At 64.5% G+C, this 21,006-nt stretch carries 10 protein-coding genes and 4 pseudogenes; 7 read left to right on the top strand and 7 right to left on the bottom strand.

Annotated elements, in window-relative coordinates; genetic code table 11:
• Nucleotides 1-34 precede the first annotated feature (34 nt).
• Genes ACPEE0_RS19590 through ACPEE0_RS19570 form a run of 5 tightly spaced genes read right to left on the bottom strand, consistent with a single transcriptional unit; the run spans nucleotide 35 to nucleotide 6,536 of the window.
• Nucleotides 35-952: a dihydrodipicolinate synthase family protein gene (locus ACPEE0_RS19590; RefSeq protein ID WP_424575122.1), complete on the bottom strand. Its 918-nt coding sequence runs from the start codon at nucleotides 950-952 to the stop codon at nucleotides 35-37.
• 44 nt (nucleotides 953-996) lie between these two features.
• On the bottom strand, nucleotides 997-1,803 hold the full coding sequence (locus tag ACPEE0_RS19585) for an ABC transporter ATP-binding protein (protein WP_424575121.1): 807 nt from the start codon (nucleotides 1,801-1,803) through the stop codon (nucleotides 997-999).
• Nucleotides 1,800-3,911, bottom strand: a complete 2,112-nt coding sequence (locus ACPEE0_RS19580; RefSeq protein WP_424575120.1) for a dipeptide/oligopeptide/nickel ABC transporter permease/ATP-binding protein — start codon at nucleotides 3,909-3,911, stop codon at nucleotides 1,800-1,802. Before ACPEE0_RS19580 ends, ACPEE0_RS19585 begins: the two co-directional genes overlap by 4 nt.
• 3 nt (nucleotides 3,912-3,914) lie before the next feature.
• Nucleotides 3,915-4,871 (bottom strand): ABC transporter permease, encoded by a 957-nt coding sequence (locus ACPEE0_RS19575; protein ID WP_424575119.1) that lies wholly within the window; start codon nucleotides 4,869-4,871, stop codon nucleotides 3,915-3,917.
• Nucleotides 4,872-4,892: 21 nt separating this feature from the next.
• Nucleotides 4,893-6,536, bottom strand: coding sequence for an ABC transporter substrate-binding protein (locus tag ACPEE0_RS19570; protein WP_424575118.1), 1,644 nt, complete (start codon nucleotides 6,534-6,536; stop codon nucleotides 4,893-4,895).
• A gap of 194 nt (nucleotides 6,537-6,730) precedes the next feature.
• Here ACPEE0_RS19570 and ACPEE0_RS19565 point away from each other — a divergent pair.
• Nucleotides 6,731-7,623: pseudogene (locus ACPEE0_RS19565) on the top strand (DUF4862 family protein).
• Nucleotides 7,624-8,391: 768 nt separating this feature from the next.
• Here ACPEE0_RS19565 and ACPEE0_RS19560 read toward each other — a convergent pair.
• A pseudogene (locus tag ACPEE0_RS19560) lies at nucleotides 8,392-9,282 on the bottom strand (sialidase family protein); the annotation flags it as partial.
• Between the two features lie 255 nt (nucleotides 9,283-9,537).
• Between ACPEE0_RS19560 and ACPEE0_RS19555 the strand changes: the two are divergent.
• A pseudogene (locus ACPEE0_RS19555) lies at nucleotides 9,538-12,494 on the top strand (exo-alpha-sialidase).
• A 763-nt stretch (nucleotides 12,495-13,257) separates the two neighbouring features.
• Here ACPEE0_RS19555 and ACPEE0_RS19550 read toward each other — a convergent pair.
• On the bottom strand, nucleotides 13,258-15,159 hold the full coding sequence (locus tag ACPEE0_RS19550) for an AMP-binding protein (protein WP_424575117.1): 1,902 nt from the start codon (nucleotides 15,157-15,159) through the stop codon (nucleotides 13,258-13,260).
• Nucleotides 15,160-15,330: 171 nt separating this feature from the next.
• Between ACPEE0_RS19550 and ACPEE0_RS19545 the strand changes: the two genes are divergently transcribed.
• The 5 genes and pseudogenes from ACPEE0_RS19545 (at nucleotide 15,331) to ACPEE0_RS19525 (ending at nucleotide 20,744) form a co-directional block, all read left to right on the top strand.
• Nucleotides 15,331-15,972 carry a GntR family transcriptional regulator gene (locus ACPEE0_RS19545; RefSeq protein WP_424575311.1) on the top strand — a complete coding sequence of 214 codons (642 nt, stop codon included), beginning with the start codon at nucleotides 15,331-15,333 and terminating at the stop codon, nucleotides 15,970-15,972.
• A 27-nt stretch (nucleotides 15,973-15,999) separates the two neighbouring features.
• Entirely contained in the window at nucleotides 16,000-17,520 is a 1,521-nt protein-coding gene (locus tag ACPEE0_RS19540) for an MmgE/PrpD family protein (protein ID WP_424575116.1), read from the top strand.
• Nucleotides 17,521-18,426 carry a methylisocitrate lyase gene (gene prpB / locus ACPEE0_RS19535; protein ID WP_424575115.1) on the top strand — a complete coding sequence of 302 codons (906 nt, stop codon included), beginning with the start codon at nucleotides 17,521-17,523 and terminating at the stop codon, nucleotides 18,424-18,426. It abuts the gene before it with no gap.
• A gap of 29 nt (nucleotides 18,427-18,455) precedes the next feature.
• Nucleotides 18,456-19,591 (top strand): annotated as a pseudogene (locus ACPEE0_RS19530) (bifunctional 2-methylcitrate synthase/citrate synthase).
• Nucleotides 19,592-20,174: 583 nt separating this feature from the next.
• Nucleotides 20,175-20,744 carry an adenylate kinase gene (locus ACPEE0_RS19525; RefSeq protein WP_424575310.1) on the top strand — a complete coding sequence of 190 codons (570 nt, stop codon included), beginning with the start codon at nucleotides 20,175-20,177 and terminating at the stop codon, nucleotides 20,742-20,744.
• Nucleotides 20,745-21,006 lie beyond the last annotated feature (262 nt).

The following is a 21,006-nucleotide window of genomic DNA, read 5'->3' as shown; positions in this document are numbered from 1 at the left end:
CACCAATGGCATACATCGGATTCCGGTGTCCCGCTTAGATAAGGTTGTTGCGTTCGAGGATGACCTTGATGGCTGTCGTCTCTTCTTCGTTCAGTGCTGGCATCGGTGCGCTCATGGTGTTCGATTCGATGATGCCCATGATCTGCAGCGCGGTCTTGAAGGCGCCCAAACCGGCGGCTCCGCCGGAGACGCGTCCGTTGGGGGTGTATACGATCTCGAAGAGGTCGGCCAGGCGGTCCTGTTCGGCCGCGGCTTTGGCCCAGTCGCCGTCGGCTGCGGCGTCAACGAGGTTGCGGTAGCCGCGGGGGTCGACGTTACCCAGTCCCGGGACCACTCCCTGCGCTCCGCCCAGGAGTGCGCCGTCAACGACGACTTCATGGCCGGTGAAGATGTCGAAGTTGTCGATGTCCCTGGCTGCGAGCAGGAGCTGGCGGAAGGAGACGTCGTCACCGGAGGAGTCTTTGACGCCGGCGATGACTCTGTCACGGCCGAGGCGGACCAGCAGGTCCGTGGGGAGCTTGAAGTGGGTGCGGACGGGGACGTCGTAGGCGAAGATGGGGGTGCCGACGGCTGCATGGATGCTGCGGAAGTGGGTCTCGGTTTCTGCGGCGTTGCCGATGGCGTAGTACATCGAGGTCACCACGATGGCGTCTGCGCCAAGGTCGATGACGCGTTTGGCTTCCTCAATGACGCGGTTGGTGGTCTGCTCGTTGGCACCCACGATCAGGGGCACGGTACCGGCGTTGGCCGCGGCGATGGTGCTGACCACGAGTTCGCGTTCGGTGTTGGTCATGTAGGGGACTTCGGCGGAGGAGCCGAGGACGAAGAGCCCGGACACGCCGCCGTCGAGCAGGTGCCGGGTGAGGTTCTGCAGGGAGGCGGTGTCGATGCTGCCGTCAGCGTGACGGGGGGTGACGACGGGCGGGATGACGCCGGAGAACTGGGAAGACAAAGGAATACTCCGATAACTGGGTTGGGAAATACGGGGTGGGTGGTCTAGGTGTGCAGCAGGCTGGGGGCTGCGCCGAGGAGCTTCCTGGTGTAGTCGTTCCGGGGGTTGTCGAAGACCTGTGCTGCGGGGCCTTCCTCGACGATTTCGCCGAAGTACATCACGCAGATGCGGTCGGAGACGTAGCGGACGGTCTGGATGTCGTGGGAGATGAATACCATGCCGAGGTTGAGCTGGGTCTTCAGGTCCGAGAGCAGGTTCAGGACCTGCGCCCGGACCGAGACGTCCAGGGCCGAGGTTGGCTCGTCGGCGACGATGATGTCCGGGTCCAGTGCCAGGGCACGGGCGATGGCCACGCGCTGCCGCTGTCCGCCGGAGACCTGCGAGGGTGTCACTTCAGCCGCGGAGGCAGGCAGACCCACCAGGGCGAGGAGTTCCTTCACTTTTGCGGCGCGGGAGGCGGCGTTGCCGATCCCGTGGACCTGGAGCGGGTCGGTGAGGATGTCCTGAATGGTCATGCGCGGGTTCAGGGCCGTGGCGGGGTCCTGGAACACCACGGAGACGGCGCGGCCGAACTCCTTGCGCATGGCGGCGTTGCGTTTGATGGCGGGTTTTCCGTGGAAGAGGACCTGCCCGGAAGTGGGTGGCTGCAGGCCCACCAGGACGGAGGCAAGGGTTGATTTGCCGCAGCCGGATTCGCCCACGATGCCTACGGTTTCGCCGCGGCTGATGGTGAAGTCCACCCCGTTGACGGCTTTGACGATGTTGGGCCGGAACAGGCTGCCGGTACGTGCCCGGTGATAGACCTTGACGTCCTTGAGTTCAATGACGGGTTTGCCGGTGGAGACGCTCACTTGGCGTCCTCCTTTCGGTGGCTTGCCCAGTAGTGGTCCGAATCGCCGCCGACGGCGGTGAGGACCAGCTGCTGGTTCGGGTCGGCGTCCCGGCGCAGGGAGCGCGGTGCGAAACGGTCGCCGGGGGCGAAGTCCTGTGGGGAGGGCACGGTGCCGGGGATCTGGTGCAGTCGGGCGGCGTCGGCTTCGATGGAGAGTACGGCGCCGAGCAGGCCCCGGGTGTATTCGTGCTTGGGGTTCTGCAGCAGCTCGGAGGCCCGGGCCGATTCGACGACCTGGCCTGCGTACATGACGGTGATGCGGTGGGCAAGGGAGGCGACTAGGGCCAGGTCGTGGCTGACGAACACCATGGCGAACCCAAGTTGTTCGCGGAGTTCGTTGAGCAGGTCCACCACCTGTTTCTGGACGGTGACGTCCAGGGCGGTGGTGGGCTCGTCGGCCACCACGATCTTCGGTGAGCGGGAGAGTGCCATAGCGATGAGCACGCGCTGGCGCTGCCCGCCGGAGAGTTCGTGGGGGTAGCTGGCGAGGGTCCGGACGGGGTCGAGCTTGACCATTTCCAGGAGTTCGGCCGGGGTTTTGCGGCCGCCGCGGCGGGTCAGCTGGACCATCTGGTCTTTGATTTTCATGGACGGGTTCAGGGAGCTGAGCGCGTCCTGGTAGACCATGGCGATTTGTTCGCCGCGCAGCCCCTGGTAGGCCTTGGGATTGCTGTGGCTGGTTTGAGGGTCCAGCAGTTCCTTGCCGTCGAAGGTGATGGAGCCGGTGATCCGGGCGGTTTTGGGCAGCAGTCCCATGACGGCGAGGGAGGTGATGGATTTGCCGCAGCCGGATTCGCCGACCAGGCCCATGGTTTCTCCTTCGCGGACGGTGAAGGAGACGTTGTCCACGATCGCTGTCTCACCGTAGCGGCCGGGGAAACGGATGGACAGGTTTTTGACTTCCAGGACCGTGCGGGCGCTGGAGGGGACCTGGGGGAGCCGGTCGGTGCGATGGGCTTCGACGGCGGCCAGGAGTTCCAGCTCGCGGTCGAGCAGGGCGTGCGGATTGGCGGCGGCCACCCGCACATCCGTGAGGACGTCCGAGTCGGCCACGTGCTCCCCGCTGGAGCCATTGCCGGAGGCGCGGCGGACGCCGTCGAGCTCGTGCTCTTCAACCACTGAAGGCTGGGCGACGGAGGTGGCGACTTCGGTGTCCACCGCGGCGCCTGCCACCGAGGCGGCAGCGCCGTCGTCGTCCTTCACAACCGGTGCCTTGCGGAGTCTGGGGTTCACCATGGCGTCGGTGAGGCCCTCGGCGAGGATGTTCAGGGCCAGGACGGTCAGCAGGATGGTCAGGCCGGCGAAGGTAGTGGCCCACCAGCCTCCGGACAGGACCAGGTTGCGGCCGTAGGAGATGACGTTTCCCCAGGAGGGTGCGGGGTCCTGGACGCCGGCGCCGAGGAAGGACAGGGATGCTTCCAGGATGATGGCGTCCGCCACCATGACTGTGGCGAACACCAGGACCGGGGCCGCGGTGTTGCGGACGATGTGCTTGATGAGGATGTAGAAGCGGCCGGCTCCGATGACCCGCTCTGCGCGGACGTAGTCTTCGCCGTACTGGGCCAGGACGTTGGCGCGGACCACCCGTGCCAGTTGCGGGGTGTAGATGATGGCGATGGCGATGATGATGGTGGGGACTGAGTTGCCGAACGCTGCCAGCAGTACGGCGGCAAGGGCGATGCCGGGGAAAGCCATCAGGATGTCCATGATGCGCATGATCAGTTCATTGACCGCTTTGCTGGATGTTGCGGCGAGGGATCCCAGGAGGGCACCTACGAGTACGGCGAGGCCGACGGCGCCGAGGCCGATCAGCAGGGAGGACTGGGAGCCGTAGAGGAGCCGGGAGAAGATGTCCCGGCCCAGCCGGTCGGTGCCGAAGAGGTGCTCGGCTCCGGGCGGGGTGGCCGGGATGAAGGTTTCGAGCGGATCATGCGGGGCCAGGACCGGGGCGAAGAGGGCGGCAATGGCGATCACCACGAGGAAGGCGAGGGCCAGGCGGGAGCTCCAGGGCAGGGCCTTGAAGCGGAGTCCCGGGGCGCTCAGACGTTCAGCGAGTTTGCTGCGCATGGGTCACACGGTCCTGATTCGGGGGTTGATGAGCAGGTAGAGAAGGTCCACGGCGATGTTCACCAGGACAAAGGTCACGGAGATGGTCAGGACCACGCCCTGGACCAGGTTGACGTCAAGGTTGGTGATGCCGTTGAGGATCAGCTGGCCCATGCCGGGCAGGGCGAAGATCATTTCAATCACGACGGCACCGCCCAGCAGGTAGCCGATCCGCAGGCCCAGTACTGTCACCGGGGTGACCAGGGCGTTGCGGAGCACGTTCTTGGAGACCACTTCGCGGTAGGGGACGCCGTTGCCGATGGCGGTGCGGACGTAGTCCCGGTCCAGCTCCTCCACCATGGAGGTGCGGACCACCCTGATGAGGGAGGCTGAGACCGGGATGCCCAAAGCCAAGGCGGGCAGTGCCATGGAGTTGAGCCAGCCGCCGAAACCTGATTCGGGGGTGGCAATGCCGCCGGACGGAAAGAGCGGGGCCGGACCCAGGGCGAACCACTGGATCAGCAGGATGCCCAGCCAGAACGACGGCGTTGCCACCGCAGCGATGGAGAAGACACGGACCAGCTGGTCCTGCCACTTGTCCCGGTAGAGGGCACCGGTGATGCCGAACACCAGGGAGACCACGACGGCGATGATCACACCCAGGAACGTCAGCTGCAGCGTGAGCGGGAATGCCGAACCGATCATGCTGGCAACGGACTTGGCCGGGGGAGTGGTGACGCCCAGGTCGAACTGCAGGAGCTTTCCGAGGAACCGGACGTACTGGAGCAGGATCGGATCGTTCAGGCCGTTGGCCTGACGGTACTGCTCCTTGGCTTCCTCGCTGGCCCCCTCGCCGAGGGCGCTGCTGGCCTGGTCACCCGGTGCGGCCTGCAGGACGAGGAATACCAGCAGGGTGATGCCCAGGATCATCAGCGGCAGGGCTGCCAGCCGTCGGCCCAGAAGGCGCAATATCGTGGTCAATGTCTTCTCCGGTTGGTCTGGCTAGGCGGTGCGGCCCACACCAACGAAGGAAACTCCGGTGGTGGGCAGTGGCTGGAAGCCGCTGAGCTTTTTCGAATCCCAGGCGCTGGGAAGCTGGCGGTGGAACAGCGGGTAGAGCGGCACTTCCTCAGAGACCAGGTCCACGATCTCGCCGGTCAGCTTTTTGGCCTCATCCTTGGACGCCTGGCCCGCCTTGGACATCAGATCCACGAGCTGGGCGCGTTCGGGGGTATCACCCCAGAAGGCACGGTTCTTCATCCAGACATCGCCGGCATCGAACCAGCTCAGCAGCAGGTCCGCGTCGTTGCCGAAGACCGACGGGTCCCCGGGCGCTGCCACCACCGTGTAGTCGCCCTTGGCCACCCGGTCCGTGTACAGGGCGCCGGACTGGATGTTTTTCAGGGTCACTTTCACGCCCGGGATCTTGTTCCAGGATTCGAGCATCAGCGGTGCCACGTCCTTGACCCATGCAGTGTCCGTGGTGAGCAGTTCGAACTCCAGGCTGGTGACGCCGGCTTCCTTGAGCAGTTCCTCGGCCTTCTTGGCGTCGTAGCCGTAGACGTTCTTGGCCTTGACGTAGTCCGGGTGGCCCTCCTGGAAGTAGGAGCTGGCCGGCTTGGCGTTGCCGAACAGGGCCTTCTTGATGATGGAGTCCTTGTCCAGGCCGTAGTGCAGGGCCTGGCGGACCAGCTTGTTGTTGAAGGGGGCTGCGTTGCAGTTGAACATCAGGAACAGCAGACCGAAGGACTGGACGGCTTCAACGGTCGCTGCGGACTTCAGCCCTTCCATGTCCAGGTAGGGAACGTCCTCGATGGCCTGGACTCGGCCGGACTGCATGGCGGTGACCCGCGCGGCGGCGTCGGAGAGCAGCAGCCAGGTCATGCCCTTGGCCAGTGCCGGCATGGGTCCGTTGTAGGCCTCATTGGCCTCAAAGATGATCTTGTCGTCCTTGACGGCGGAGATGAGCTTGTAGGGTCCGGTGCCCACGGGCTTGGCGTCGAAGGACTTCAGCTGCTCGGAGCCCACCGGGAAGTTGGTCAGGGCCTTGGGGACCACCTTGACCACGGAAATGCGGGGGCCGAAGCCCGGGAAGGCGTACTTAAGGGTGAATTCGACGGTCTTGGCATCGAGTGCCTTGACGTCCTTGATGAAGGGGATGAACTGCGAGAACAATGACTTGTTGGCCGGATCCATGACGCGGGTGAAGGAGAAGACCACATCCTCGGGTGTGACCGGGGTGCCGTCGTGGAATACGGCACCATCGCGGATCGTCACCTGGTAGGTGGTGTCGTTGACCATCTTCGGGTCGGCGGCGGCCAGTGCGTTGTAGGGCTCGCGGGTTGCCGGGTGCAGCTCCACGAGGCCCTCGAAGATGTGCAGGTTAGCAGCCATCGGGGTCGCGCCGGAGGAGGAGATGGGGTCAAAGCCGGTGGACAGGGCGTAGGAGATGCCCGCTTCGATGGTGAGGTCCTTGTTGATCGGCGAGGTGTTGGTGGTGGCGCCGGACGTCGTAGTGGCCGGCCCGCCGCAGGCAGCAAGGGTGGTGGTGAATGCTGCGGCGACACCCATGGCGCCAGTCAGCTTAAGGAAGTTCCGGCGGCTGGCATCTTTGACCAGCGGCAGGTTCTTGGAGGGGATGTTCATAAAAGCCTCGCCATTCCAGAAGGTTTATCGGATGTAGGACATCCGAGCTCGTGGTAAAACTGTAAGTGCCATCACAGCCGGGGGTCAAGTGCCAGTGTGTTTGTCAAGAGGAACCCGGGAACGTCCCCACCGGTTCCGGTGTCACCGGCGCCCGGCTGGGAGCGGCCCTCACCCACTTTCCCTTTAGGAGTTCGATGATGTCCCTGATTGTGGGCGCCTATCCTGCTGTGCCCGCAGAGCCGCAGCGGCAGCAGTTTTACGAAGGTCTTGGACGTGTCGCTTCCATCCGGGGGCTGGAGCTTCCCTACGGCGCCTCCGGTGGTTATCCCTGGCCGGCAGGGGCTCCGGAGACCTGGTCCGCGGTGGTGACCGCTATTCCCGGGACGATGCAGCGGTTGGGGCGGGATAGGACTTTCGGCCTGGCCTCCACTGACAGGCAAGGCCGGATGGAAGCGCTGACGTTTGCCTCGGAACTGCGGGATTATGTTTTTCAACTCAGGCAGGAAGGGCACCATGTGGAGGCAGTGGAAGTGCATTCGGCCCCGCACCGGTATTCCTCCGCAGCATCCCTGAAGGAGTCCTTGAAGGAAGTGCTTGACTGGGATTGGGGAGCTGCCAGGCTGCTGATCGAACACTGTGATGCTCCCGTCCCGGGAGTTCGCCCGAGAAGGGCTTTCTGACCTTTGCCGAGGAAGTGGATGTCGTCAGTTCCCTGCATGATCACGGGTGGGAAATGACGGGCCTGGTTGTTAACTGGGCCCGTTCGGTCATTGAAACGCAAAATCCCGACACTGCGGTGGACCACCTGTCCCAGGCCCGGGACGCCGGCGTCCTCGCCGGGCTCATGTTCTCCGGGTGCTCACCAAAGGAGACCGAATTCGGTTACCCCTGGATCGATGCCCACCTCGCCGCCAAGGAAGTGGACGGCGCCCCGTCGAGTTCGCTGCTGAACCGCAACGAGATCCGGCGGTGCCTCGAGGCGGCGGGCCCGCTTCCCCTGATCGGTTTCAAGGTCGGGCTGCGGCACGGGCTGAACGCGGAGGAGCGTGTGGAGCGCCTGCAGCACATGTGCGACCTGATCCAGTAAAAACTGCAGAGACCGGACGCCCCTGTCACAGCAGCCGCCGCCCACCGACGCTCCGCTATCGCCAGGGCGGGAATGCATCATGGACGCTGACTGCACCGGTAGCAACGTCGAACCGGAAAATCCGGGACCACTCGCGGCGGGAACCGCCCTGCACCGCCTCGACGGTATATGCGACGTCAAATGTCCCCTGCGCCACGTCCTGCTCGGTGACTGTGTAGGTCGGGTGAAATACAGCACCTGCTCACCCGTAGACAAGTCCGTGGCCGGGAAGGCCTCGGATCCAGGGCCGCTAAGCCTAACTGCGAAGGCGGTCTCGGCGCCCATGTTCCTTGCCCGCCCGGTAAACGCGAGGATGTCCCCGGCCTTATAGCCGGGAACGACCGGACCGTAATTCAGCTCCTGCGCCTCGCGGGTGCCGAGGACCTGAATCTGGTCCGCTGAATAGCCTTGGCCAATCTCTTTCCAGGTCCCGGCGCCCCAGCTGCTGCCGTCCGTGGCCAGCACATGAGATTCGCCGGCGTGCTGCCACACGTCGGGCAGGCCCGGGGTGATGGACCGCAGTTCCATGTCGAAGGACAGCCCCGGCCCTGCCGTATGTGGTTGTTCGTCCTCTGTGGCTGGTGCCGGGGTCGCGAGCTGTCCGGTAAGTTGTCCCGGAGGGACCGAGGCGAAGACAATTTCCCGGTAGCCCTGGCGCTCGTACAGCACGCCGATGTTGCCGTCGGGCAGTCGCGTTGCTGTCGAATACGCGGAACTGCCAGCGCACAGGACCAGCTTCGCCGGCCACGTTGCCCCGTTGTCGGGGGAGAGGCTGAGTACAGTGTTCCGGCGCAGGTCGGTGTCATGGTTGTGCGTGGCCAGGAGCCAGGAATCGGTTTCAGGCGCGGCCAGGTCCGCCACGGCGGGTAGGCCGTCGAAGCGTGCAAGGCAGCCGTTGTCGCTGGGATCGGGAAGGTCCTCGACCGGGTCCAGGGCGCTCCAGCTGTGGCCGCCGTCGTTCGAGAGGGCGGCCAGCCGCCGCGGGGTGGCGCGGCTGTGCAAAAGCAGCCGGCCGTCAGCCAGCGCCGCCACTTTGTTCTCGTTCGGTGCGGTGCCCCCGGGGACTGCATCAATGAGTTTCCCCAGGGTCCAGGTGTCTCCGTGGTCGTCGCTGTACGCCGACACCGCCTTGATCGTGCCGGCGTGGAGGACGACGAACTGCTGCACCAGCCGGCCCCGGAACGCTCCGGTGTGGATCTGGATGCCTTGCCCGGCGGCGGCGAAAATGCCGGTGACCTGTCCGGCCGCGGAGCTTGCCCCTTTCAGCTGGCCGGTGATGCGCCGGTGCTGCCAGCTCACGCCGTCGTCGTCGGAATAGCTGACGTCGCAGTGCTGGATGGACTCGTCCTCCGGGTCCACACCTGTGGTGGATTCAAAAAAGCCGGCCCGTGTGCCCGCGGCGTGGAAGAGAAAGATCCTGCCCGTTTCGGCATCCACCACCAGGCTGGGGTCCCCGTAGCCGTTCAGCCCGGACCCGGTGCGCACGACCTCCTGCGGGCTCCACGTCTGCCCATTATCGGGGCTGCGGCGGATCAGCAGGTCGATGGGGCTGGGCAGGTCATCAAGGTTGGGTCGGCCGTCATACGCCGCCAACAGTGTGCCCTGAACGGTCACGGCCATTGCCGGGATCCGGTACTGCCGGTACCCGCCGTACCCCGCACGGCAAGAACCCTCTCAAGAGACGGACGGGCATGCGGGAAGGGGAGCGGAACGTAGGATGTCACATCTTTAGTGTAGCTACCTCTGGCTTTGTGACGGCGGACACCCTATGGTTTGTAGGACGTCGTATGTGGAAGGAGCAGCAGGGTTGCTGCCTGACCTGCATCGACGTCTTCATGTAGGGCCGCGCGGCGGCGTCCAGAAAGGGCAAAGGATTTGCGAGATACGACAAGACGCAGGCGACAACGATCGATAGGACGGGCTGCGGGGGCCGGCGCACTGGCTCTGGCTGTGCTCGCCGGAAGCGGAATCGCCGCCCAGGCCGCGCCCATTCCGTCCAGCAGCCCAACCGTCCCTCCCGGGTCTTTCCAGGAAGTGAACCTGGCAGCGGACAGGACGGGGAACAACTTCTTTTACCGCATCCCTGCCTTGACCTACCTCGGTAATGGGGTGGTCCTGGCGGCGTGGGATGGCAGGCCCGGCAGCGCCGCCGACGCCCCCAACCCCAACTCCATCGTCCAGCGGCGCAGCACCGATGGCGGCCGGACCTGGGGCCCGGTGCAGGTCATCGCGGCCGGGCACGTGGGGGATGCGACCGGCCCGAAGTACGGCTACAGCGACCCCTCCTACATCCATGACGCCGAGGCCGGGAAGGTTTTCGCCTTCTTCGTGTACTCCAAGGACCAGGGTTTCGGCGGGAGCCAGTTCGGCAACGATGACGCGGACCGGAACGTCATTTCTTCTGCCGTCATTGAATCCACGGACGGTGGCATCACCTGGAGTAAACCGCGCCTTATCACTGACGTCACCAAACCCGGGACCAGCAAGACCAGCCCTGTGGCCGGGGATGTCCGCTCCAACTTCGCGTCCTCCGGTGAAGGCATTCAGCTTAAGTACGGTCCGCACAAGGGACGGCTGATCCAGCAGTACGCAGGGGATGTTCGACAGGCGGACGGCACCAACAGGATCCAGGCCTACAGCGTCTACTCGGATGATCACGGTGTTACCTGGCACAAGGGCGCCAACGTTGGCGACCGGATGGACGAAAACAAGACAGTGGAACTTTCCGACGGGCGGGTCCTGCTGAACTCGCGGGACAACGCCAACCGGGGATACCGCAAGATCGCATACTCCAGCGACGGCGGAACCACCTACGGTCCGGTCACCCAGGACACCGAACTCCCGGACCCGGCCAACAACGGCGCCATCACACGCATGTACCCGTCCGCGGCACAAGGCTCAGCCGAGGCAAAGAAGCTGATCTTCACCAACTCCAATTCCAAGACCGGCCGCGAGAACGTTTCAGCCCGCATTTCCTGCGACGACGGCGCCACCTGGCCCGGTGTGCGGACCATCCGGCCCGGTTTTCCGCCTACTCCACCGTGACCCGGCTGGAGGACGGCAAATTCGGGGTCCTGTATGAGGCCAACTACACCGACAACATGCAGTTCGCGACCTTCGACGACGCCTGGCTCAACTACGCCTGCGCCCCGCTGTCGGCGCCCCCGGTCACCACCACGCCCGGTGCCACCCAGCAGGTGCCGGTGACAGTAACCAACCAGGAAGCCGGCACACTATCTGGCGCCACTGCAACCATCTACACACCCACCGGCTGGTCCGCCACCACCGTACCGGTGCCCGACGTCGCACCCGGCGACTCCGTGACCGTGAACGTGGCACTCACCGCTCCCTCCAACGCCAGCGGCCCGCAAAACCTTAACGCCGCCTTCACCACCGCTGACGGCCGCGTGTCCCAGTACACCTTCACCGCCACGGTGCCGGTCGCGCCCCAGGTGGGCCTCACAATTACAGGATCCGCACCTGCCCGTGACGTCGCAACCAACCCCTACAAAGCCGGTGACGCGCTGACCTACACCTTCAACATCAGAAGCACCGCCAACGTCACCGCCAACTCCGTCCCTGTCTCCGGCTCCTTTGACGCCGGCTTCCTGCCCCCGACAGCCCCGAACTGCCGTTACAACAACCTCGCCGCCGGGGTCAGCTACACATGCACCACGGCCAAGCACACCGTGACGGCCGAAGACATGTCCCGCGGCTACTTCATCCCCGAAGCCGTGTTCTCCGTGACAGCAAGCGCAACACCCACCCTCACCAAGACCGTCGCCTTCACCGGAGCTGCGGTGGCGCTGCGCGACGGGCTCCTCGCGGCGGACATCAAGGGCAGCCGCAACGACGGCGGCCGGGACCTGGCAGCCCAGCCCTACGTGGCGGGCGAAGCTTTCCCCTACAAATTCGACGTCGCCAACACCGGCCCGCTCACCGAAAGGATCGTCCCCACGGCCGGGAACTTCAGCCCCTTCGTCCCTGAAGGGCCCGGCAACTGCCGCTACAGCGCCCTGCCCGCGGGCCAAAGCTACACCTGCGCAACCCCCCGCCACACCGTCACCGCCGAAGAGGCCGAACAGGGATTCTTCGTGCCCAGCACCACATGGGAAGTCAGCGCCGCCGGCCAGACCAGCAGGACCTACGCAATGGATGGCGGCGAAGTAGACCTGAAGGTCCGCGACGCGAAACTTGAAGGCACCGTTGCCGCCGAATGGAAAGACGCCGACGGCGACAAGTACGCCTCCGCAGGGGACACCATCACCTATACCTACACCCTCGGCAACGCCGGCAACGTCCTGCTGACAGGTGTCGGCGCCCCCGCGGCCGGCATCAGCCAAGAACGGCTCGCAGCCGGTGACAGCATCACAACCACCCACGACCACGTGCTCACAGCCGCCGACCTCACAGCGGGCACCCTTGAGTCCATGTCCTTCGAGGCAAGCGCCAAGAACGGGGCAAAGCACGTTTCCACCGCGGTGACCGGTGGCCGGATCGAGCTCAACCTCCAGCCCGCACAGCCTGAAACTGAACCTGCCCTGACTGTTCAGAACCTCGACGGGCTAACCGCACCATCCGATCTGGGCACCAGCGACAAGTACCGCAACGGCCAGAAAGTCATCCTCAACGGCCTCGAATACGGCCAGTGGTACTACGTCTACCTCAACAAGCACAGTTACAGAATCGGATGGATCTTCCCGACCACGGATAACACCGTCGAATTCATCCTCCCCGCCGACGTCCAAAACGGCCGCGACGACATCGTGGTCCTGAACAAGGACGGCGATCAGGTCTCCTTCGACCGACTACACGTCACACCGAAAGGATGACCAGGCAGGGCATTTGAAGCTCCTCCACCATTAGGAGTTACACAGGAAATGGAACAGCCGACGGTGATCCCGTCGGCTGTTCCTTCTTAAGGGCGTACGTTTCATTGCTCCCAGAGCGATTTCCCCACCTGCTTCAAACGCCGATAATGCAGATTTCGTCACGTAGCCGTTTGGTGCGTCCCGGGGAGCAGAAGCGATAGCGGCCTTCATGCCTTGGCGTCAGAACAGTGCGCAATACAGTTTTACTGACAGTGGCTCATGATGTTCTCAGATCCCACCCTGACAGTCGGAGGGGAAGGAAACAGGGCGGTCAAGCTGGGAATGGTCGACATAGCTCAATGAATTTGGACCTGCTGAGGTCGGCTAGGGTAAAAGGTGGCTATAGCACATGTTGTGACTGGGCCGCGGCGTAGGAGAACAAAGGGAAGCCACGCCTGCAGAACAAGTACGCCCACGTCAGGCGGTTCTGGCGTCAGGTTTGGGCGTGGTTTAGGCTGACTCTTGCCAAGGGCCAGTCTCATCCGCATACACGGGAGGAAGTTCCCAGACGCTACTGCGTGAATGGCAGCTTCCAGCGCGACCGTTAATGTGGACGCAAACCGCAGCGCGCCCTGGGCTCTCGCACTCGTGTGAACATGTTGCTTCCAAGTGCATCGGCTCGGGTGTCGCTGCCACACCCGCGTCCAGTTCACCGACCGCTGCACCCGCATTGTTCGCCCGGTCGTCGTTAGGACGCCCCTCCCCGCCTACCCGCGCCCCGGGGCTAATCGCCCGCGGCGGCGGGGCGCAGGGTCTCGATGAGCTTCTCAATCACGCCGGAGTCTTCGATCGTGGACGGCACCAGGTATTCGTCGCCGTCGGCGATTTGGCGCATCGTCTTGCGCAGGATCTTTCCTGAGCGGGTCTTGGGCAGGGCCTCTACGACGGTGACGTGCTTGAAGTCCGCCACGGCGCCGATGTCGCGCCGCACCAGGGCGATCAAATCCTTGACCAGGATCTCCTCGGGCACGTCGACCCCGGACTTGAGCACGACGTAGCCGCTGGGCCGCTGCCCCTTCAGCGGGTCCGCGAGGCCGATCACGGCGCATTCGGCCACTGCTGGGTGCTGGCCGATCACCTGTTCCATGGCTCCGGTGGACAGCCGGTGCCCGGCGACGTTGATGATGTCGTCGGTGCGGCCCATCACGTAGAGGTAGCCCTCCTCGTCCCGGTAGCCGGAGTCCCCGGTGGTGTAGTAGCCCTCGAAGGCCTGCAGATAGGAGGAGATGTAGCGCTCGTCGTCACGCCAAAGGGTGGTCAGGGTGCCCGGCGGCAGCGGCAGCCTCAGAACGATGTTGCCTTCTGTCCCGTTCTCGACGTCCCCGCCGGTGGCGTCGACAATGTTGAGCCTGAAGCCGGGCATCGGCACGCTGGGCGATCCGGCCTTGATCGGCAGGTCATCGAGCCCGCGCGGGTTCGCGCAGATGGCCCAGCCGGTCTCGGTCTGCCACCAGTGGTCCACCACCGGCACCCCCATCACGCGGGAGGCCCAGTGAAAGGTGTCGGTATCCAGGCGCTCACCGGCAGCAAACAGGGTGCGCAGGCTGGAAATGTCGTACCCTTCCAGCAGCTTCGCCTCGGGGTCGGCTTTTCGGATGGCGCGCAGGGCGGTGGGCGCCGTGAACAGTACGTTGACATTGTGGTCCTGGATGACCCGCCAGAACGCGCCGGCGTCGGGCGTGCCAACGGGCTTTCCTTCGTAGATCACCGTGGTGGCGCCAGCCAGCAGCGGGGCGTAGACGATATACGAGTGCCCCACGACCCACCCAACGTCGGAGGCTGTCCACATGACATCACCGGGACCAACGTCGTAGATGTTTTCCATGGTCCAGCTGAGGGCGACGGCGTAGCCGCCGTTGTCCCGCACCACCCCTTTGGGCGCACCGGTGGTGCCGGAGGTGTAGAGGACGTAGAGGGGGTCGGTGGCCTTGACGTCGACCGGCGCGGCGGGTACGGCGGTGCTCATCTCGGTATCCCAGTCCAGCCAGCCGGCGTGGTCCGCCACGGAGGAGGCGAAGCCCTCCCGGGCCTTGACCAGGACCGGCAGGCTTTCCGCACCGGCCAGGCCGAGGGCTTCCTCGACGGCAGGCAGGTACTCGATCCGGCGCGAGGGTTCGATGCCGCCGGAAGCCGTGACCACCGCTGCGGGCGCGGCGTCCCGGATGCGGGCGGCCAGTTCCCTGGGGGCGAAGCCGCCGAAGACGACGGAGTGCACAGCTCCCAGCCGGGCGGTCGCCAGCATGGCGATCGCCGCTTCGGGAATCATGGGCATGTAGATGACCACCCGGTCGCCTTTGCCAACACCGCGGGAGCGCAGAACTCCCGCGAACTGTGCCACCAGCCCGGTCAATTCGGCATAGGTATAGCTGCGTTTGATTCCAAGCATTGCTGAGTCGTAGATCAGCGCGTCCTGGTCACCGCGGCCAGCCTCCACGTGCCGGTCCAAGGCGTTGTAGGACGTGTTCAGGACGCCGTCAGGGAACCAGCCGTACAGCGGTGCCCTGCTGGAATCGATGGCTTGGCGCGGCGGGGTCGACCAGGAGATCTTCCTGGCGGCGTCCAGCCAGAATTCCGCGGGCTTCTCCAGGCTGTATGCGTAGCTGTCCCGGTAGTTCTTGGTGACCATGAATTCAATCCCGTCGACGATGTGATGCGGCTCATGCTAGCCCGAGACTGACGCATGACACAAGAGTTTTGTATACACCAACGACAGAAGCTACCCCTGGATCCGCGGAGCGCTAGGCAAAAGGGGCCGATCATGTATACACTGGACTCGACGCCGGTGAAGGAGGCAGGATTGCGCGCCAGTGACAAGGCCTATGCGGCCCTGCGTGATGACATCATTGAATGGCGCCTCCTCCCGGGCACTGTCCTGGCTGAAGTTGAGCAGTCGGAACGCCTCGGGGTGTCCCGCACGCCGCTCCGGGAAGCGCTGGGCCGCCTCACGGCGGAAGGGCTGACGACGGCGGCGGGCGGCCGCGGCGTCGTCGTCACCGATATTTCGCTGGCCGACATCGACGAGCTGTTCGAGCTGCGCGAAACACTTGAGTGCAAGGCAGCGGCGCTAGCTGCCGAGCGGGGCGACGCTGCACTCTTCCTGCAGCTCCAGAAGGAGCTGCAGGAAGCGCCGGCCATGATCAGCGGCGATGATCCGGCGCGCCACGACTACTACGTTCTTGTCGGCCGGCTCGATGAGGCCATCGATACCGCCATCTCCAACTCCTACCTGGCCCAGGCCATGAGGAGCCTCCGGGTGCATCTGGTGCGTGTCCGCAGGCTGGCGGCCGACGACGCCGCCCGGCTGACCGCGGCAGCGGCCGAGCACGCGGCCATCGCCGAGGCCATCGCGGCCCGCAACCCGCGCCTGGCAGCAGCGGCCACCACCGCGCATCTGCACCGCAGTCTTTCCCACGTCAAAGCCACCCAAACACCTCATTAGCCGTCCATATACAGCAAGGGAGCCCCCATGGTTAAGGAACATCACGTCCGCGTGTACAAGAGCGAGGAAAACCTGCCCCGCGAGGACCAGCTGGCCCACAAGATCGCCCTGGTGGCAGCCGACCCGGTAGCCGTCACTGATGATGTCACCGAGATGGTGATCAACCGCATCATCGACAACGCCTCTGTGGCCATCGCCTCGCTGAACCGGGCCCCGATCGTGGCTGCCCGGGCGCAGGCCCTCACCCACGCCCCGTCGACCGGGGGCCAGGGCGCCAAGGTCTTCGGTATCGGTGACCGCGTCTCCCCGGAATGGGCGGCCTGGGCCAACGGCGTGGCCGTCCGGGAACTGGACTACCACGACACCTTCCTCGCCGCCGACTACTCCCACCCGGGCGACAACATCCCCCCGATCCTTGCCGTCGCCCAGCACGTGGGCGCCAGCGGTGCTGACCTGGTCCGGGGCATCGCCACCGGGTACGAGATCCAGGTGAACCTGGTCAAGGCGATCTGCCTGCACAAGCACAAGATCGACCACGTCGCCCACCTGGGCCCGTCCGCCGCCGCCGGCATCGGCACCCTGCTGGGGCTCGACGTCGAGACCATCTTCCAGTCCGTCGGGCAGGCCCTGCACACCACCACCGCCACCCGCCAGTCCCGCAAGGGCGAGATCTCCACCTGGAAGGCCCACGCCCCCGCGTTCGCCGGGAAGATGGCCGTCGAAGCCGCCGACCGCGCCATGCGCGGCCAGACCTCCCCCGTGCCGATCTACGAAGGCGAAGACGGCGTCATCGCCTGGCTCCTGGACGGTCCCAATGCCTCCTACATGGTTCCGCTGCCGTTGCCGGGTGAGGCGAAGCGGGCCATCCTGGACACGTACACCAAGGAACACTCCGCCGAGTACCAGGCACAGGCATGGATCGACCTGGCCCGGAAGCTGAACCGGGAGCACCCGGAGGCCACCGACCCGGCGAATGTGAAATCCGTGCTGATCAAAACCAGCCACCACACGCACTACGTCATCGGTTCCGGCGCGAACGATCCCCAGAAGTACTCCCCCGCCGCGTCCCGGGAAACCCTGGACCACTCCATCCCCTACATCTTCACCGTGGCCCTGCAGGACGGGGCCTGGCACCACGTGGACTCCTACGCCCCTGAACGCGCCGCCCGGCCGGACACGGTGGCCCTGTGGCAGAAGGTCAGCACCGAGGAAGACCCGGAATGGACCCGCCGGTACCACTCCCTGGACATCTCCGAGAAGGCCTTCGGGGGATCCGTGGAGATCACGCTGGCCGACGGCACCGTCATTCAGGACGAGATCGCCGTGGCCGACGCCCACCCCCTCGGTGCCCGGCCGTTCGCCCGCGAGCAGTACGTGCACAAGTTCCGGACCCTGGCCGCCGGCCTCGTGGAGGAGGCCGAAATTGAAAGGTTCCTGGCCGCCGTCGAACGCCTGCCGGAACTTGCCGCAGGTGAGCTTGACCAGTTGAACATCACCGCCGCCCCCGACGTCATCGACCTCTCGGCCGCACCGAAGGGATTGTTCTAAATGCTGTATTCAAAGACCACGCCTGAGCAGAAGCGCATCAAGCTGCGGGAAATCCTGGCCTCGGGGACCATCGCGCAGTTCCCGGGGGCGTTCAACCCGCTTTCGGCCCGGCTGATCGAGGAGAAGGGCTTCGAAGGGGTCTACATCTCCGGCGCGGTCCTCGCCAACGACCTCGGCCTGCCCGACATCGGCCTCACCACGTTGACGGAGGTCGCGACCCGGGCGGGGCAGATCGCGAGGATGACGGACCTGCCCGCCATCGTGGACGCAGACACCGGCTTCGGTGAGCCCATGAACGTTGCCCGCAGCGTTCAGGAACTGGAGAACGCCGGCCTGGCCGGACTGCACATTGAGGATCAGTTCAACCCCAAGCGCTGCGGACACCTCGACGGCAAGAACGTGGTGGACCTGGAGACGGCAACCAAGCGCATTCGTGCCGCCGCCGACGCCCGCCGCGACCCGAACTTCCTCATCATGGCCCGCACCGACATCCGCGCCACGGATGGACTGGCGGCAGCGCAGGACCGGGCAAAGGCACTCGTTGAAGCAGGAGCGGACGCCATCTTCCCGGAGGCCATGAAGGACCTCAGCGAGTTCCAGGCCATCCGCGACGCCGTGGATGTGCCCATCCTGGCCAACATGACAGAGTTCGGCAAGAGCGACCTGTTCACCACCAAACAGCTCCAGGACGTCGGCGTAAACATGGTCATCTACCCCGTCACCCTCCTCCGCAGTGCCATGGGCGCCGCCGAACGGGTCTTGGACACGCTAAAGAACCTGGGAACGCAGGAGGTACGGGTGCCGGAAATGCTCACCCGGGCCCGCCTGTATGACCTCGTGGACTACGAGGCTTACAACAAGTTCGATTCTGGCATTTTCAACTTCCAGATCCCCCACATTCGCTAGTACAAGGAACTGCAACGAAGGAGTTCAGCATGGCTGACACAGAGATCAAAAAGGGCCTCGCAGGCGTCGTTGTGGACTACACCGCCGTCTCCAAGGTCAACCCCGACACGAACTCATTGCTGTACCGGGGCTACCCGGTCCAGGAACTGGCCGCCCGGTGCAGCTTTGAGGAAGTCGCCTACCTGCTCTGGAACGGAGAACTCCCCAATCCCGAGGAACTGGCCGCCTTCACAAGACAGGAACGGGCCGGTCGCGCCCTGGAGCCGGCAGTGAAACAGGTTGTGGACGCCCTGCCGGTCACGGCCCATCCCATGGACGTCTGCCGCACCGCCGCCTCGGTCATGGGCGCCCGGCACCCCCTGGCAGAGGACTCCTCCCGGGAGGCCAACATGGCCAAAGCGGTGGACCTATTCGCAGCCATGCCAGCCGTTGTGGCCTACGACCAGCGCCGCCGGCGCGGGCAGGAACCAGTGGAGCCGCGCGATGACCTCGGCTACTCCGCCAATTTCCTCTGGATGTCCTTTGGCGAGGAAGCCGTGCCGGAGGTCGTCGAGGCGTTCAATGTTTCGATGATTCTCTACGCCGAGCACTCCTTCAACGCCTCCACCTTCACGGCGCGAGTTGTGACCTCTACGTTGTCCGACCTTCATTCTGCCGTGACAGCGGCCATTGGGGCCCTAAGGGCCCCCTGCACGGCGGCGCCAACGAAGCCGTCATGCACACCTTCGAGGAGATCGGCATCCGGGCCGAGGAATCCTTTGAGGAAGCGGCGGCACGGGCCAAGGCCTGGATGGAAGATGCCTTGGCCCACAAGAAAAAGGTCATGGGTTTCGGCCACCGCGTCTACAAGCACGGCGATTCCCGCGTGCCCACCATGAAGGCAGCTCTAGACAAAATGATCGCCCACTACGGGCGGTCTGAACTGCTGGGACTCTACAACGGACTCGAGCAGGCCATGGACGAGGCAAAGGCCATCAAGCCGAACCTCGACTATCCGGCCGGGCCCACCTACCACCTCATGGGCTTCGACACCAAGATGTTCACCCCCATCTTCGTTGCCAGCCGCATCACTGGCTGGACAGCCCACATCATGGAACAGGCCGCATCGAACTCCCTCATCCGCCCCCTGAGCGCCTACAACGGCGTCGAGCAGCGGTCCCTCTAGCTGGCAGAACCACGCCGGCCCCTAGCTGCGGTGAGGCGCGCCCGATGGTCACCCGGATCATCAACTATCGCAACGTTCTGGGCGCCTCACCGCTTTACCAGCCCATACTTCACTACCAGCCCGCACTTTTCAGCAATACCGGAACCGACAGGACGCCGTGGATCCTTACTTGGAGCCAGACTGGCAGCGCCTCTTAGGCCTAGTGGAAGTACGACGTCACGGTGAGCTCATCAGAGCAGGAACGGTCGAAGAGGTTATGCCTGACAATTCCATGCTCTGGAAGTTGAGGGATATCAGGTCTACGCCCGCTACCCTTGGGATCCGCCCCCGCGGGCCCTTTCCCGGGCACAGTCAGAGTCTGACAAGAACAACGGCCTGCCCTCTGCTTCTGCGAACCAGAACGTCCAGCCCTGCCCGGACCGCAACGACTTGCGGTCATGAAAATCCGCGGCCCGAATCCTGCACGACTAAACTTCCACCCCGGCAATCGAGTACGGCAACGTGTCCGCAGATTACCTCACAATCCTGATGATGCCGGTGCGGACGGGAACCGCCACTACGAAAGGCTATTGCAATGACCAGAATGTTAATTATCGGACCACCGGGTTCGGGCAAGGGCACGCAGGCGGAACGAATTTCAGAGCGCCTCAGCATCGTTGCGATTTCGACCGGTGACATCTTCCGGGCCAACGTTAAAGGCCAGACCCGGCTGGGTGTCGAAGCCAAGAAGTACATAGATGCCGGGGACTTCGTTCCCGACAGCGTGACCAACAAAATGGTCCGCGACCGCCTCAGTGAGACCGACCTCGAGAACGGCTTCCTCCTGGACGGCTACCCGCGCACCACGGCACAGGTTGACTACCTTGATCAGATCCTGAAAAGCGGTGACCAGAAACTTGACGGCGTCCTTCAACTCACCGCCGACGACGAGGAGCTCGTGGCCCGGCTCCTGGGCCGTGCCAAGGAAACCGGCCGCAGCGACGACAACGAGGCCGTCATCCGCCACCGCCTGGACCTCTACCACCAGCAGACCGAGGGCGTGGTGACCCAGTATGCCCAACGCGGCATCCTGACCCAGCTTGACGGCATCGGCCAGATCGACGAGGTCACCGAGCGCATTATGCAGTCCATTAGGGCACTCCAGGTTGCTTAAGTCAGACAAGAGGAAGGCCGGCGCCCTGCCATCTGGCGGAGCTCACAAGGCGACGCCCGACGCTGGAAGTTTGGCCTTCTCATCAATTCTCGAAGGAAGCGCAAATAGATCCGCAACTCCTAGGGAAAGAAAGGAACAGGGCAGGAAGCCCTCTCGTTCTGGCCCAGGAGGAATGTGATGTCGTTCTTCTCGGTCATGACATCCAGCAACTGAACGACCTATGAAGCTAACCCAGCTCGTCGGAAGAATCCGAGATTCGGAA

Source organism: Arthrobacter sp. SD76, from assembly GCF_049726125.1.
GTDB lineage: Bacteria > Actinomycetota > Actinomycetes > Actinomycetales > Micrococcaceae > Arthrobacter > Arthrobacter nitrophenolicus.
Note: the sequence above shows the minus strand (reverse complement) of the source record. Positions and strands in the feature narration are given on the sequence as shown.